Source organism: Enterococcus sp. DIV1316a, assembly GCF_050536915.1.
GTDB lineage: Bacteria > Bacillota > Bacilli > Lactobacillales > Enterococcaceae > Enterococcus > Enterococcus faecalis.
This window is the reverse complement of the sequence record NZ_CP172913.1, coordinates 49263-65028: the sequence shown is the minus strand read 5'-3', so window position 1 is coordinate 65028 and position 15766 is coordinate 49263. Positions and strand designations below refer to the sequence as shown.

At 39.8% G+C, this 15766-nt stretch carries 14 protein-coding genes; all 14 read right to left on the bottom strand.

The features are described 5' to 3' along the window. Positions 1-100: 100 nt before the first annotated feature. Positions 101-4114 carry a 5'-nucleotidase C-terminal domain-containing protein gene (locus tag IGL56_RS00265; RefSeq protein WP_033780667.1) on the bottom strand — a complete coding sequence of 1338 codons (4014 nt, stop codon included), beginning with the start codon at positions 4112-4114 and terminating at the stop codon, positions 101-103. Between the two features lie 441 nt (positions 4115-4555). Further along, entirely contained in the window at positions 4556-5941 is a 1386-nt protein-coding gene (gene glmU / locus IGL56_RS00260; protein ID WP_002356067.1) for a bifunctional UDP-N-acetylglucosamine diphosphorylase/glucosamine-1-phosphate N-acetyltransferase GlmU, read from the bottom strand. 201 nt (positions 5942-6142) lie between these two features. Further along, positions 6143-6964 carry a pur operon repressor gene (purR, locus tag IGL56_RS00255; RefSeq protein WP_002381336.1) on the bottom strand — a complete coding sequence of 274 codons (822 nt, stop codon included), beginning with the start codon at positions 6962-6964 and terminating at the stop codon, positions 6143-6145. 143 nt (positions 6965-7107) lie between these two features. Further along, positions 7108-7947, bottom strand: coding sequence for a metal ABC transporter permease (locus IGL56_RS00250; RefSeq protein WP_002383493.1), 840 nt, complete (start codon positions 7945-7947; stop codon positions 7108-7110). Positions 7948-8108: 161 nt separating this feature from the next. Continuing rightward, the gene (locus IGL56_RS00245) at positions 8109-8801 is read right to left on the bottom strand and encodes a metal ABC transporter ATP-binding protein (RefSeq protein ID WP_002356064.1); all 693 of its coding nucleotides are present in this window, start codon (positions 8799-8801) and stop codon (positions 8109-8111) included. A gap of 25 nt (positions 8802-8826) precedes the next feature. Next, positions 8827-9780: a metal ABC transporter substrate-binding protein gene (locus IGL56_RS00240; protein WP_002385462.1), complete on the bottom strand. Its 954-nt coding sequence runs from the start codon at positions 9778-9780 to the stop codon at positions 8827-8829. A gap of 166 nt (positions 9781-9946) precedes the next feature. Continuing rightward, the gene (gene ispE / locus IGL56_RS00235) at positions 9947-10798 is read right to left on the bottom strand and encodes a 4-(cytidine 5'-diphospho)-2-C-methyl-D-erythritol kinase (RefSeq protein ID WP_002356061.1); all 852 of its coding nucleotides are present in this window, start codon (positions 10796-10798) and stop codon (positions 9947-9949) included. Positions 10799-10978: 180 nt separating this feature from the next. Next, positions 10979-11281 (bottom strand): Veg family protein, encoded by a 303-nt coding sequence (locus IGL56_RS00230; RefSeq protein WP_002383497.1) that lies wholly within the window; start codon positions 11279-11281, stop codon positions 10979-10981. A 57-nt stretch (positions 11282-11338) separates the two neighbouring features. Further along, positions 11339-11905: a sigma-70 family RNA polymerase sigma factor gene (locus IGL56_RS00225; protein ID WP_002356059.1), complete on the bottom strand. Its 567-nt coding sequence runs from the start codon at positions 11903-11905 to the stop codon at positions 11339-11341. Between the two features lie 85 nt (positions 11906-11990). Beyond that, entirely contained in the window at positions 11991-12521 is a 531-nt protein-coding gene (locus IGL56_RS00220; RefSeq protein WP_002356058.1) for an NYN domain-containing protein, read from the bottom strand. Positions 12522-12535: 14 nt separating this feature from the next. Then, positions 12536-13393 (bottom strand): 23S rRNA (guanosine(2251)-2'-O)-methyltransferase RlmB, encoded by an 858-nt coding sequence (gene rlmB / locus IGL56_RS00215; RefSeq protein WP_002356057.1) that lies wholly within the window; start codon positions 13391-13393, stop codon positions 12536-12538. Further along, on the bottom strand, positions 13383-13781 hold the full coding sequence (locus IGL56_RS00210; protein WP_002356056.1) for a Mini-ribonuclease 3: 399 nt from the start codon (positions 13779-13781) through the stop codon (positions 13383-13385). Before IGL56_RS00210 ends, rlmB begins: the two co-directional genes overlap by 11 nt. Beyond that, entirely contained in the window at positions 13778-15190 is a 1413-nt protein-coding gene (cysS, locus tag IGL56_RS00205; protein ID WP_065813932.1) for a cysteine--tRNA ligase, read from the bottom strand. Before cysS ends, IGL56_RS00210 begins: the two co-directional genes overlap by 4 nt. Further along, the gene (gene epsC, locus IGL56_RS00200; protein ID WP_002356054.1) at positions 15183-15722 is read right to left on the bottom strand and encodes a serine O-acetyltransferase EpsC; all 540 of its coding nucleotides are present in this window, start codon (positions 15720-15722) and stop codon (positions 15183-15185) included. The genes cysS and epsC overlap by 8 nt, the downstream gene beginning before the upstream one ends. Positions 15723-15766: the final 44 nt, after the last annotated feature.

Below are 15766 nucleotides of genomic sequence, written 5' to 3'. Positions count from 1 at the left end.
TTAATTTTTAGAATATTCTTATAATACTAAAATTAAAAACAAATGGCAAGCATTAAAATAAAAAAAGAACCAATCCCGAAGGACGGTTCTTAAAAAATGACTAACTAGCTTTGTTACGTCGTTTATAAATATACCAGCCAGAAGAAGAAAGTCCAACGAACAGTAAACCATATAATGCAAGCGTTTCTGTTTCTGTACCCGTTTTAGGTAAAAAGCCGCCATACTTTTTCTTCTCTGTTACGGATGGATTGCTCTGTCTTGCTCCCGCTTGGTTTTGTTTATTGGTTGCTACTGGTGTTTCTGGTGTTGGTTTCGGGTCTGGTTTTGGATCTGGTTTTGGATCTGGTTTTGGATCTGGTTTTGGATCTGGTTTTGGATCTGGTTTTGGATCTGGTTTTGGATCTGGTTTTGGCGTCTCTCCTCCACCGATTAACTCTTTGTAAGCTTCTTCCGAAATAGAAACAATTCGTTCGCCTGGGAATGGTTCTTTATATTGTGCTAAATCAATCGTCGTTGCTGCACGATACAACCGCAAGCTGGTTGCACTTTTCAAGTATTCAATTAAGACAGAATCTAGTGAAATCCCTTCTTCTCGTTCACCACCTAGCATATCGTAACCATCACCACCAGCAGCTAAGAAATCATTGGTAGCCATCCGGTATTGTTTCTTCTCATCCAATGGTTCAAACTTTTGTGTTTGCCGATTTTTAATTTCTATTCCTAATACGCGACTACCGACAATCGTTTGTCCTGTTTCATTGCCTTCGTCACTAGCCAAGCGAGTACCTGGTTTTGTGGAATCATAGTGGATACGAATGGAGCTTGAAACATGTAGGAAACCACCATTTGCGCCAAGTTTTGGTTGGCCAGCATCATCTAGTAAAATTGTGCCATTCTCATCTTTTTGTGGAATCGAACGAACAGACATTTCAAACATTTCTTTAACTTGGGCGCCGGTTACTTGAATTTGCGCAATGCTATTGCCAAAAGGTAACACAGCAATGACATCCCCAACTTTAATTGGCCCTTGTTTAATATCAGCGCGAATGCCGCCACCATTAGTTACTGCAAAATCAGCAGGTTGGCTAAACGCGTCTTGGCCATATGACATAATCGCATCACCAATCAAATTCCCTAAGTTGGTCTCTCGTGTGCGCACATTTTCTCGTTGTCCATCCAATGTGAATGGAATATAATCGACAATTACTTTTTCATTTTCAGCGTTAAAATTCGTACGTGCTTCATCAACGATGGCTTTAACTGCCGGGTTTTCTGGCAATCCTAGCAACTCTTCTGCTGGAATCAATTTTGCTGTTTTCTTAGTTGGTTCATTCTCTGGTGCTGTGACAATTCCAACATTATTTAAATAATTACCTGTTTGAGCATAGATCACTTTGCCATAACGTTTGCCACTTTCGACGGCTGTATGCGAATGTCCATCAATCACATTAATATCTAACTCAGGATATGTTTGACTAAGGGTTTCTGCTAGCGTATCACCACGCCAGATATGCGGCGTCGTTTCATCTACGCCTAAATGCCCAGTAACCACGAAAGCTTGAATATCCGCGTACTTCTCTTTAATTTCATTAATCACTGCTTCTACTTCTGGAATCGGGTCTTTAAATGTCACCTTCTCCACGTTTTTCGGGTGTGTTTTCGTTGCTGTTTCTGGGGTCGTCACACCTACAATGGCAAACTTTTTCCCGGCTTTTTCTACGATTGTATACGGATCAAAAACCCGTCCACTGCCATCTTTGTAATACGTATTACTAGATAAAATCGGAAAATTCAGTTGGTCTTTATAACCTAGTGCAATCTCTAAACCAAAATCAAACTCGTGATTTCCCACCGCCATGGCATCATAACCAACTTCATTCATTGCTTTGGCCATATCCGCGCCTTTGGAGAAATTGGAGATTGGTAATCCTTGGAAAACATCCCCTGCATCCACCATCAAGGTTGGGTTTTCTTGGTCTTTAAAGGTTTTTAGACGCGCCATACCTAATTCGCCTTTCCCTGCTTCTAGTCGGCCATGAACGTCATTTGTGTGCATAATGGTATATGCATTATCTAAATCAAAGCCCGCATTACGGACATCTTGTTTCGTAATAGCAGCGGCGTTTGGTGTACGTCCATCAGGAGAAGTCGGAATTTGAAGAGTGCCGTCATTCACTAATTCGATTGCTTTGGCACGCCATTTTTCATCAAAATTTGTCCCAATAATTGACCAATTTCGTTCGATTTCTTGTTCTGGATCAAGAGTTCCTTTTTTCTTAATATAATCAACAATCATTCCTCGTAAGGTTTCTGGATCAGAATTTTTAATAGGTTCCCCTACTTGAATCCCTTGGCTAGCTAAACCGCCGTAACGATAATTATTCATAGCAATCGTATATTCTTTGGCAGGATCCAACGGTTGTCCGTCAATTTTCGCATCTACAATTCGTTCACCCACTGGTTTTGAAATGTCAATCTTGTAGTCCACTCCAGAAATCATGTCATAGTTATATACACGAATGTTTGGATTAAAACTAATGGTCAAATCATCTGGCTGTGTTTGGTTATAGTACGCCCCTTGTTTTTCTAAATACTTCAGTAAGTTTTCACCGTTAATAGGAACACTCACTAAGGTATTCGGGTATTTGTAGATATCAAAAATCGTGGCATAGGAAATCTTCCCCGCAGGTAATTTACTGTCGTATTTAAACAGCGCTGCCGCACTTAATTGTGCACCTGTCACTTCTTTTTGAACGTTATTAATTAAAGAAATCATCGCTGTTGGTTGTAATTGCGCTTCGGGAATTCCTTTAATTTCTTGTTTTGGTAAAAAATCAGCTGTTGCTGTGCCGATCTCCTCCTGAATAAACGCTCGCGTTTTTTCATGGTATTCTTTTGTCGCTGCCTTAACTGCTTCATCTGCTGGAACATTCGTTGTTGGTACAATCGTTGCTGTACCTTCTTGCACTTCCCACTTATCGGCATTTTTAGCAACTGAAAGATCAATCTTAACAACTTCTGTCCCTGTATCTTTAGGTCCCCCTACCGGTACAGTTTTTCCATTCGGCGCTGCTCCTTGCTTGGTAAAAGAAAGGTGGTCATGACCCAGAATATACGCATCAATCCCCGCGACATTTTCAATTACTTGGTCGGCACTGGCAGCCGGATCACTATTTTGTTGTCCCGCATGAATCGAAGCAACAATAATGTCAGCCTGATCGTTAGTTTTCAACTCAGTAACTGCTTTTTCTGCTTCTTCTTTCAAAGGTAAAAAATTAAGCGAAGTAACACGAGGGCCATCCCACAAAGGAATGTGCGGAATTGTTAAGCCGATAATCCCAACTTTTAAATCTGGCTGCCCATCTTGATTAAAATCAAGTTCCTTCGTGGTAGTCCCTTTAACAAAACGACGACCATCTTCCTTATTGTAGGTATTCGCAGACAAGATTGGAAAAGTGGCTTCTTGTTGAATTTTTTGGATTAACGGTAAACCAAAATTAAACTCATGATTTCCCAAAACCATTGCATCATACTTCATCACATTCATGGCGGTAATCATTGGATGGGTCTTTTCATTCACTAAAGGCGCTTTATTATACAAGTCATCTGTTAAAATAGTGCCTTGAATATTGTCGCCATTATCAATTAAAACGGTGCCTGCTGGGTTTTGCGCCCGGACTTGGTTGACGACTGTACTTACTTGGGACAAACCAACTGGTAGTTCTTTATCATCTTCATAAGACCAATTCCATAATTGACCATGAACATCTGACGTACCTAAAATTGTTATTTTTTGCGGCGTGCTCGTTTCTTCTTTTTCAGCGGTTGACGTTTCTAAATTCGTCGTCTCTGTTGGTGCTGTGGTTTCTTGTGACTGCTTGACACTGTCACTCGTAGCCTGATTTGGTGCTTCTTGTTTGATGTCTGTTGTTTCCTGTGTAATGACTGGTTCTTGTTTTCTACTTGAATCGGTGGTACTTGTTACTGCTTCTGAACTTTGTTGACTCGTTGTTTCTACTGCATATGCCGTACTAGTAACGCTTGGCGCTATCAACGCAACAGCCATTAAAAAATGCATGCCCCACTTCACTTTTTTAAAGCTCAACTTTTTCACAAATTTCCTCCTTGTGTTTCAACCCATTTGCAACAAACAATTGTCAAAGTAACAAACAACAAAAAGAGCCTTCCCCCATCACGTTGCTCTTCTTTTCCTATCATAATATATCCGTTAAATAAAAAACAGTAAATTCCGTTAAAATAAGATGTTTTTCCTGTAAATTGTTTTTATTTTTGGACAATACAGCGGATTTGTTTGTGAAAAAAATAGTAATTTTGACCAAAAAACGAACTTTATAAAAAAAGAAAGTCTTTTTATATTGGAAAAGCAGAACAAAAACTATTTTTTTGAAAAAAATAACTAAAAATACCGAATAAACAGCATTGGTCTAGTCCTTGAATGCCTCTAAACAAATATTAGCAGAAATTGGTCTAGTCTTTAAGGAGGAAAAAGAACGCTCTTTTGCTTAAGCAAAAGAGCGTTCTTTTTTATTTGAGGTTAATCCTTCATGTAAGGTAACTTTTTAGCATAGCCTTCTTTATTCACTTGACGTGCCCGGGCAATCGCCAAATCTTCTGAAGGGACATCTTCTGTGATGGTTGAACCAGCAGCAGTCACCGCATGATCACCAATCGTGACTGGCGCAACAATGTTCGTTGCAGAGCCAATAAACGCGTGATCACCCACGACTGTTTGGTGTTTATTTTTGCCATCATAATTAACAAAAACAACGCCGCAACCGACATTAATATCTTTGCCTAATGTTGCATCACCAACGTATGTTAAATGGCCCACTTTTGTTCCTTCATCGATTGTTGCATTTTTTACTTCCACGAAGTTACCAATGTGTACGTTTGCCCCCACATCTGCTTTAGGACGTAAATGTGCATACGGACCCACATCGGCCCCCTCGCGAACCACACTTTCTTCAATCACAGACTGTTTAACAACCACTTGATTGCCGATATGACTATCAACGATTTCTGAATGTGCGCCAATCAAGCAATCTTCGCCAATCACTGTTTTTCCTTTGATAGTGACTCCCGCTTCAATGACTGTGTCTGAACCAATTACCACGCCTTCATCAATATACGTTGTGTCTGGATCAATAAATGTAACACCATTTCGCATATGCATTTCATTTAAACGACGATGCATAATTTTATTAGCAGTGGATAAAGCAACACGATCATTTACACCCATTGCTTCGTCAAAGTCTGCCATTTGGTAAGCAGCGACAGCTTTGCCTTCTTTTTTCAAAATTTCAATGATATCTGTTAAATAGTATTCCCCTTGTGTATTGTTTGTATCTGTTTTCGCTAACGCTTCAAACAATGATTCATTATCAAAACAGAAGGTTCCTGTATTAATTTCTTGAACACGTGCTTCTTCTTCACTGGCATCTTTTTGTTCCACGATTCGTTCAACAATGCCCACATGATCACGAATAATTCGACCATAGCCTGTTGGGTCTTCTGCATGCGCTGTTAAAATAGTCGCACTTGCATTCTTACCTTGATGGTAATCGAATAAATTTTTCAAGGTTTCCGCAGTTAATAACGGCGTATCCCCTGTAATAACTAATGTTGTTCCTTGTTTACCACCTAATAACTCTTGTGCTTGCATGACTGCATGCCCAGTTCCCAATTGTTCAGCTTGTAAGGCATATTGACTACGTTCGCCTAAATGGCTTTTAATCATTTCCGCCCCATGTCCAACGATTGTCACGATTTCTGTTGGTTCTGTTTGTTCTACTTGATCTAAAATATGTTCGACCATTGGTTTACCAGCAACTGGATGCAATACTTTATAAAGTTTAGATTTCATGCGTGTTCCTTTACCAGCTGCTAAAATAATTGCGTATCTATTTTCCACGTTTGCCACCTCAAATTAACTAAATTGTTTGATTTTCTTCTAAATCGTCCTCATTATACCTTTTCTAGTTTATCTTACTCTTTTGTCTTTTTCAACAAAATAAGGCATTTAAAAGGTAGACCAATTTATTTTCTCATCTTTTTTTAAAGGAATAAAACAGAAAAAAAGAACCTGAAAATGGAATGGACCATTTTCAGGTTCTTTTTCAAATTATTTCTCTGTGAAATAGTTTCCTGGGACTACGCTAATCGTTTTTGTTTGTGTATCCACATCTTCCACGTACAATAGCGAAGTATAGTCATCGATTGCACGACGGCCATTGAATTTTGACTCAGCAAAAACGGTAATGCCCACAAGTTCTGCTTCAAATTCTTCAATCATACTCTTCATACCATTGACGGTGCCGCCGCCTTTCATGAAGTCATCCACGACTAAAACTTTTGAGCCGCGTTTTAAGCTGCGTTTTGAAAGTTCCATTTTTTCGATACGTTCTGAAGACCCTGATACATAGTTCACGCTCACCGTTGAACCTTCAGTAATCTTAGAATCGCGACGAACAATCACAAACGGAACATTTAAGTAATAAGACACAGCTTGCGCAATTGGCACTCCTTTAGTCGCAACGGTCATTACCGCATCAATTTGTTTGCCTAAATATTTAGAAGCAATAATCCGGCCCACTTGTCTTAATAAATTCGGTTCCCCAAGTAAATCTGAAAGATAAACATAGCCCCCAGGTAATAAGCGATCTTGTTCTGACAAACGATCACATAAATCCATAATCAACTGCTCCGCTTCCTCATAAGGAATTTCAGGGATAAAGCGGACACCGCCTGCAGCGCCTGGAATCGTTTCTAAAATACCTGTTCCACGTTCTTTAAATGTTTTTTTAACAATTGCTAAATCTTCACTAATGGAAGACTTGGCAGATTGGTATCGGTCAGCAAAATATGTCAAAGAAACCAATGTATGGGGATGATCTAAAAGATATTGGGTCATATCGATTAATCGTTCACTTCTCCGAATTTTCAAATTCGTCACTCCTTTTCATTCTATCGTTCCTTATTATAAGGGGTTTAACCGAAAAATTCGAGGATTTTTTTCAAATAACTGAAAATAGTTCGCCATTTCTTTTAAAAAAAAGAAATAAAGGAGAAAAACTTTCGTTTTTCTCCTTAGTTTCTTTGCATTTTTTGTTTTCGTTGGACCATGACAACCACTCGGCGATAAATATTGACTAATAAGAATAAACCAATAAAAATTAGGGTAATACTTGCACTCGGTGGTGTTTCCAAATAATACGAGCTAGTCAACCCTGTTAGCATGCCAATCAAGCCCATAAACACACTGATAATAATCACCGTGTTAAAGCCTTTACCAATTCGCATACCTATTGCAGCTGGTAAGACCATAATTGCTGAAATTAACAAGGCTCCCGCGATCGGAATCATCACAGCAATCGCCACACCAGTAATTACATTAAAAAGCATCGACATCCAATGAATAGGTAGCCCATCAACATGAGCAGTATCTTCATCAAATGTTAAAACATACATTGGACGTTTAAATAACATAAACAATAGAACTAAAACTACGAATAAAATTGCCAACATAACCACTTGATCCCACGTAATCGTGACGATGGAACCAAATAAATACGATTGAATACTAGCAGCTGAATTGCCTCCTGTTAAATTCATCAAAACTAACGCCAAAGCCAAACCGCCTGACATTAAAATAGCAATCGAAATTTCTGAATAGGTGCTATAAATCATTCGTAAATATTCTAGAATGATTGCAGCCACAATCACGACAATTAAGGTCATTAAATTAGGATTCCAATTAAAAAAGAAGCCTAGTGCCACACCGGCTAATGACACATGTGAAAGGGTATCTGCCATTAAAGATTGTCGGCGAATAACTAGAAAGACGCCGAGCATTGGGGCAATCACTGAGATAAACAGTGCTGCTAAAAAGGCCTTTTGCATAAATGCATAAGAAAGCATTTCTGCCATACGATTCACTCCTTACCGCTAAAATGAACACTACCATTGTAGCGACGTTTAAGCGAATTATTTTTTTAATTCCTGCTTATTTTTTAAATTTTTCCCACATTTCTTTAAGCCGTTCCTAGGCTTTCGTTATGATCGAGCCAGATAACGTTTTATTGGAAAATTTACGTATACGATTCTTCACTCATATGGAAACAACGCCATTTCGAATCTTCTTTGCGGACAAGACGAATTTGACGATCCACATAGGTTTTGATATCTTCATGATCATGCGTAATCATCAAAATAGCTTTTCCATGTTCATGCGCACTGTGTTGCAACAATTGATAAAATTCGTTTCGCGATTGTTCATCCATACCTGTTGTTGGCTCATCTAAAATAAATAAATCTGGATCGGTCGCAAACACTCGTGCTAAACTAATTCGTTGCTTTTGCCCTCCAGAAAGCTCGCCAATTCGTTTGTGGCGCATTTCCCACATGTCCACTGATTTCAAAGCTTTTTCCACATGAAGATGATCTTTTTTCGTCAACGGTTTGAACCAACGATTTCTGGGAAAGCGACCTGAACGTACTAATTCAATGACGGTGCTAGGAAAGCCCGCATTGAAAGAAGCGACTTGTTGTGGAATGTAGCCAATACTGATTTTTTCACCAGCACTATTTTTTTTAGCGACCGTAATTTTGCCACTTGTTGGTTTTAATAACCCTAAGGTACTTTTGATCAGCGTTGACTTGGCAGCGCCATTTTCTCCTGTTAAAATAACGAATTCCCCTGGATCAACATAATAAGAAACATCTTCTAAAACAGGTTCATCATCATAATAGAAGGTTAAATTTTCGACTTCAATATAATGCATAAGTTGGCTCCTTTCTGTTGCCAGATTAATGAATGCTTTTTTGTAAAGCAGCGAGGTTTTCTTTCATGACAGACACGTAGTTCTCGCCTGCTTCTTGTTCTTTTTGAGTTAAACTCTCTAAAGGATTCAATACGGCTAATTCGACGCCTGTCTCGTCTGCCAATGTTTTGGCTACTTTTGTAGAAGCCGATGCTTCAAAATAGATCACAGAAACATTGTTTGTTTTAATATATTTTTTTAATTCGGCTAAACGACTTGGCGAAGGTTCTTGGTCTGGAGAAATCCCAGCAATCGGTTCTTGGGTCAAGCCATATTGTTTCGCCAAATAGCCAAATGCAGCATGTTGCGTCACAAAGGTCCGATTTTTAGCGCCTGCAAACGCAGCTTGGTATTCCTTATCTAACGCAGTCAATTTTTCCAAATAAGCAACGGTATTTTTTTCAAATACGGCTTTTTTCTCAGGATATTTTTTGATAAGCGCATCCCGAATCGCTGTTACTTCTTTTTGCGCTAACACGGGATCTAACCAGACATGCGGATCCAGTTCGTGGGAATGGTTATGGCCTTCATGACCTTCTTCGCCAGATTCTTCCTCTTCTGTTCCTTGCATCAATTGAATGGATTGACTGGCTTCCACGATTGAAACTTTTTTCGTGTCCAAGTTTTCAATAACATTCGGAACCCAAGTTTCTAGCTCTTTACTATTATAAACAAAGACATCCGCATCAGTAATTTTCGCTAAGTCTTTTGCGCTTGGTTCATAATCGTGTGGTTCCGTTCCAGCTGGAATCAACAGCTCAACCTCTCCCTCATCACCAACGACTTGTTTTGTGAAGTCGTACATCGGATAAAAAGTAGTCATTACCGTGAGCTCTTTCTTCTCTTTTGGCGATTGTGTGGTTTGCCCACAGCTAGCTAAAAGAAAAGCACTGATTGCTAAAGTAACGCCGATTATCAAACGGCGGTAGATTTTCGTCATGTTCTGTCCTCTTTTCGATTTACCTATTATAAACCGTAATATTTACGATTTGCCAGGAATAATGTACCAAATGGATCACGGGACGTCAAGGAATAAATTTAAAAAAACAACAGAGCGTGGGACAAAAATCACTTTGGGTTTTTGCTCCACGCTCTGTTGTTTTTATTTATTTCAATGTCCGAACCAAATAAACTTCTTCGCAAAAGCCTTTAAGTCCATTATAAATCCGTTGTGCTCGTGTTTTCTTTTCACATAAAGCAAAGACTGTCGGTCCACTGCCGCTCATCAACGCTGCATCAGCGCCGTACTTCAGCATGCGATCCTTGATTTGTTGCACGATTGGATGTCTGGCAATCGTGACACTTTCCAACGCATTGCCAACCGTTTGGGTCATCCCAGTATAATCACCATTTTCAATAGCTATTCTTAGTCCAGCAATATCTGGATGGTGCAATTCATCTACCGCTAAATCATTAAAAACGGTACTAGTGGATACACTAATTCTTGGTTTAACTAACACAATCCAACATTGAGGCATGGTCGGTAATGCTTCAATTTTCTCCCCACGTCCGTTTGCAAAGGCTGTTCCACCCCTTAAACAATAAGGAACATCCATACCAATTTGGCTACCAATTTCACAGAGTTCGTCCATCGTCAACCCCAGATTCCACAGTTTGTTCAAGCCTCGTAATGCTGCGGCACAGTCACTGCTACCCCCTGCTAAACCAGCTGCCACGGGGATACGTTTTTCAATATATATTTTAATTCCTTTATGAATATTATAGGTACGCTTTAATAAGTCAACTGCTTGATAGACATGATTCCGTCGATCCACGGGTAAAAAAGAGCTGTCCGTTTCAATACGAATGATGTCTTCTTCTAGATTTTCAAAAGTTAAATGATCGGCTAAATCTACACTTGCAAAAATAGATTCAACTTCATGATAGCCATCCACACGTTTATGCAGAACATCTAACCCAAGATTAATTTTCGCAGGAGCTCGTTCGATTATTTCCATCGGTTCCCTGATTCACCTTCCTTAATCTTTTGTCTACCAACATTTTAATCTTTTAGATTCTATCATATGTCCATGAAGAAGTACACCGAAGATTGCTCTTTCTCTGACGACAGATGGCTGAAATTAAAAAGAGCTTAGGAACGAAGGGCTCTTCCTTCACTCCTAAGCGGACTTTCTAAATTATACGGCTTGACCGATGAATTCGATTTCAACGGTGCGTGTTAAAACATCTGAATAGCTATAAGATACACGTTCAAATGAGTTCTCGTCTGGATCCAAGTCAACAACAAAAACAGATGGATAAGTCTCCGTTAAGATTCCTTTACGTTCTGTTTGGCGCTTTCTTCCAGTCTGAGCAACTAACATAATTTCACTGCCGATACGGCCTTCCAAATCTTTCTTAATTGACGATAACGTTGTTGGCATTGCATTCACCTCGAGAAACATTATATCACTTTTTTTAAAAAATTTCAAGTTTATCATACTAGAAGTCTGTTTGCAACTACTTTTGCTCGACAAACCGGCTGTTTTGTCGAATTTTTATTCATTTTCTAATGTATATTTCATTTTTGCTTTGGCACGATCATAGGCACTTCGGACAGCTGAAAAAGTTCCCCCACGCACTTTAGCGATTTCTTCTAACGTGTAGCCTTTTAAGTATGCGTTTAAAATTTGTTGTTCCAACGAGGAAAGACGTGTCGGAAAAGCTGCCAATTTTTCTTGAATCATTAATTGACCTAATGGGTCGGTAGCCGCTGTCCCTAAATAGTCCACTAACTCTTCACCAGCGCTTTCTAATCGTTGTTCCAGAGAAATAGACAAGGTATCTGTTCGCCGCTTATAGGCGCATTGATGGCGAATTAAGCTATGTACGTGATTTTCAAAATTTCGTTTAAAAAACTTTCCTAATGATGCTTGTTTTTCTGAATCAAATCGTTCTAACGTCCGAAAGAAGACAATTCGTCCTTCTTGAAGCCAGTCTTCAGTATCATAATCTTTTAAATAGTATTTTTTCATGCACTTATAAATCACTGGCTGATATTGCCCATATAAGGCTTGAAATTGTTCTTGGTCTCCTGCTAATGCTTGTTGAATCTGTTCTAACATAAAAAGCCCTCCTTTTCGATAAACGTATCGAATGATTTAGGAGAGCATAGCATGTTAGAAATTTATGACTTAAGCGAACATTTGTTTAATCTTTTTTTTGAGACAATTCTTCTAGCTTCTCAGAAAGTTTTGATAACTGCTCCACGTTCCATGGAGAATTTCGACGAAATTGCTGGAAATGGATATCCGTTGCATGAATGGCAATCGTCTTTTCTGTTTTCTGGACAGCTTTGTAAAGTTCATTGGCCGAAGTCCGCAATGCACCTTGTGAAAAGACCACCCATTGTTCAGCCAAATCACTCGTTGCGACTGTTACTTGCGTTAAACGATCATTTTTTTCACCAGCTAGACGTTCAATATAACTATCTGCTGTTTCATCTTCTTTGGTGAAAACCACGGTCAAAAGGTACTTTTTGTACGTTTGCTGAATACCTGGGACTAATTGGGCATCAAAGACCACAATGATTTCCAACCCTTCATATTTGGCATAATTGGACAGACGACTAAGAAGCAGTTCACGCGCATCCTCTAAACGCTCTTGCTTTTTCAACTGGACCAATTCTGGCCAAGCACCAATCATATTATAGCCATCAACGATTAACAATTGTTTTTTCATACAATCGCCTGCTTCTATAATGGGTTGCGGCCACGATAGACTTCATACATTAGCAAGCCTGCAGCCACACCAGCGTTTAAGCTTTGAACGTGTCCAGTCATTGGAATCGTTAATAATTCATCCACTTCTTTATGAAGACCTTGACTCATGCCACGGCCTTCATTTCCGATGATTAAGGCAATTGCGCCTTGTGTATTCCAGCGACGATAATCCGTCCCAGACATATCTGTACCAAAAATCCAAAATTGATTCTCTTTTAGCGTTGCAATACTTTGCGCTAGATTCGTTACACGAGCCACTGGAATATGTTCCACGGCCCCTGTTGATGCTTTGGTTACGGTTGGTGTAATTCCCACTGCACGATGTTTCGGAATGATAATACCGTCCACGCCTGTCGCATCAGCAGTTCGCAAAATTGAGCCAAAGTTATGTGGGTCCTCTAGACTGTCTAAAATTAGGAAGAATGGTGTTTCTGTCTTTTCTTTTGTTTGTTCCAATAATTCTTCTAAAGTTAAATATTGATACGCCGTGATTGCTAAAACCATGCCTTGATGCACGCCGTGATCACTCATCGTATCTAATTTTGCTTTAGGCACCCATTTGACTGGAACAGCCTGTTCTTTCGCTGCTTGTTTTAATTGCTCAATTTTCTCGCCACGAGCATCTTCTTGTAAAAACAATTTATTCCCGCGTCCTTGCTGCAACGCCTCAACAGTGGCATGGAAACCAAAGACAAAGTTATCTGCTAGCTCTTCTGAGGTTCCATCAGCACCTGCTGTCGCTGGTCGTGGGTTCCGTTCTTTTGAACGCTTATCTGAACGTTCTGGACGTTTCTTACCTTTTTTAAAAGGACGAGATTTTTCATTTTTCATTGGTTTCACCTACTTTCTTGATACACCAGTTAATTAATTCTTCTAAACGTTCTTTTTGTTGTGTCAAATGTAAATAACCCATCAAGGATTCGAAACCGGTCGCTACCCGATAGGTCGTCACATCAGCATTTTTGGCAAAGGTGTGACTTTTAGCATTCCGACCGCGTTTGTACATCACTTCTTCTTCCTCCGTTAGCATTTCTCCCGCTAACATCGCTTGCATTAAGCTTGCTTGGGCTTTTGCTGACACGTAATGTGTCGCCATGCGATGCAAAACATTCGGTTTCGTTTGTCCCAAGGAAACTAAATAATCACGAATGTAAATTTCATAAATCGCATCGCCAACATAGGCCAAAGCTAAACCGTTTAATTGTTTGTAATCTCTCATTCACTTCTTCTCCATCTCGTTCCTTGCGGAGTATCTTCTAAAACAATGCCTTGTTCTTTTAATAAATCGCGGATTTCATCACTTCGGGCAAAATCACGGTCTTTCCGTGCTTGGTTCCGTTCTTCAATTAACGCATCGACTTGTGCGTCCACTAATTCTTCGTTTTTAAAGAATAAACCAAAAATAGCTAACCAGCCACTGAAAAGCTTATCCATCGCCACTAGAACTGGTTCCGAAACTGTCGCGTGTTCACTGTACTGATTCATCATCTTCGCTAATTCATAAACGACCGTAATCCCGTTAGCTGCATTGAAATCATCGTCCATTTCCGTAATAAAACGTTGTTCTAATTCGTTTAATTGAGCCAAATAGTGTTCATCCTCTGGCAAACTTGCGACCGCATCTGCTTGTCTAAAACGTAAATTTTCAAACGCATTTTTCAATTTTTGATAATTGGCTGCTGCCTCTTTTAGAGTGCTTTCGCTATAACGAATCGGGCGACGGTACTGGGTGGTGGACATAAAGAAACGTAAAATTTGCGGATCCACTTTTTGAATCATTTCATGAACAGTAATGAAGTTACCTAGGGATTTGCTCATTTTTTCATCGTCTTCACCAATTGTGACATAGCCGTTATGCATCCAGTAATTGGCAAAGGTATGGCCTGTTTTGGCTTCGCTCTGTGCAATTTCATTCTCATGATGTGGAAATTCTAAATCTTGTCCACCACCGTGAATATCAATCGTCTCTCCCAAGTGTTTTGTCGCCATGACAGAGCATTCAATATGCCAGCCGGGACGTCCTTTCCCCCAAGGAGAATCCCAAGAAATTTCATCTTCTTTGGCACTTTTCCAAAGAGCAAAATCCAATGGGTCTTCTTTTAATTGTTGTTCAACGCCAGTTCGTTGACTTGCCCCCACTTCTAATTCATCAATCGATTGATGGCTTAATTTACCATAATTAGGGAATTTACGGGTGCGATAATACACATCACCTGCGACCTCATAAGCAAAACCTTTTTCAATTAAAACTTCGATGAAAGCTAAGATATCAGGCATGTGGTCCATCACCCGAGGATGTAACGTTGCTGGTTGAACATTCAATGCTTGCGTGTCTTCTTCAAAGGCTTTGATAAAACGATCCGCCACTTCCGGCGCAGTAATTTTCAATTCTTTGGCTGCCTTGATAATTTTATCATCGACATCTGTAAAATTCGAGACATAATTCACTTCATACCCACGATATTCAAAATAACGACGAATTGTATCAAAGGCGATCGCACTGCGCGCATTACCGATATGGATATAGTTATACACGGTTGGTCCGCAGACATACATCCGAACTTTATGCGCCTCAATTGGCGTAAATACTTCTTTTTCTCTGGTCAATGTATTATAAATTTTAATCATGTCCTTTTTCCACCTTTCTTCCATTTAGACGAACGACTTTCGCAGGAACACCCACAGCTGTGGCATCTGCTGGGATGTCTGAAATAACAACAGCACCCGCACCAATTTTTGAACGTTCACCAATCACAACTGGCCCTAAAATTTGAGCTCGTGCCGAAATCATCGCTCCTTTTTTCACTGTTGGATGGCGTTTACCCGTATCACGACCGGTCCCACCTAACGTCACTCCGTGAAACAAAACAACATCTTCTTCTATTTCCGCGGTTTCCCCAATCACAATGCCCATGCCGTGATCGATAAAAACTCCCGCTCCAATTGTGGCTCCGGGATGAATTTCTACGCCCGTTATGAAACGCCAAAATTGTGCATGAATCTTCGCCAACAAAAACAACTGATGCCTATATAAGAAATGAGACAAGCGATGCCAAAACAGGGCGTGCAAGCCAGGATACGTTAAAAGAACTTCTAGTGTGGTCCGCGCTGCAGGATCGTTTCTTTTAACAGCTGCGACGCTACGTTTCAACCAACTCATAGGGTGAACTCCTTTCTATTATACAAAAATAAAAAACGTCTTTT

Bases quoted from the DNA above. Each gene is read 5' to 3' on its own strand.
- IGL56_RS00250 (WP_002383493.1), bottom strand. From the start codon at position 7,947: ATGGCAGAAATGCTTTCTTATGCATTTATGCAAAAGGCCTTTTTAGCA.
- IGL56_RS00245 (WP_002356064.1), bottom strand. From the start codon at position 8,801: ATGCATTATATTGAAGTCGAAAATTTAACCTTCTATTATGATGATGAA.
- IGL56_RS00240 (WP_002385462.1), bottom strand. From the start codon at position 9,780: ATGACGAAAATCTACCGCCGTTTGATAATCGGCGTTACTTTAGCAATC.
- ispE (WP_002356061.1), bottom strand. From the start codon at position 10,798: ATGGAAATAATCGAACGAGCTCCTGCGAAAATTAATCTTGGGTTAGAT.
- IGL56_RS00230 (WP_002383497.1), bottom strand. From the start codon at position 11,281: ATGATAAACTTGAAATTTTTTAAAAAAAGTGATATAATGTTTCTCGAG.
- IGL56_RS00225 (WP_002356059.1), bottom strand. From the start codon at position 11,905: ATGTTAGAACAGATTCAACAAGCATTAGCAGGAGACCAAGAACAATTT.
- IGL56_RS00220 (WP_002356058.1), bottom strand. From the start codon at position 12,521: ATGAAAAAACAATTGTTAATCGTTGATGGCTATAATATGATTGGTGCT.
- rlmB (WP_002356057.1), bottom strand. From the start codon at position 13,393: ATGAAAAATGAAAAATCTCGTCCTTTTAAAAAAGGTAAGAAACGTCCA.
- IGL56_RS00210 (WP_002356056.1), bottom strand. From the start codon at position 13,781: ATGAGAGATTACAAACAATTAAACGGTTTAGCTTTGGCCTATGTTGGC.
- cysS (WP_065813932.1), bottom strand. From the start codon at position 15,190: ATGATTAAAATTTATAATACATTGACCAGAGAAAAAGAAGTATTTACG.
- epsC (WP_002356054.1), bottom strand. From the start codon at position 15,722: ATGAGTTGGTTGAAACGTAGCGTCGCAGCTGTTAAAAGAAACGATCCT.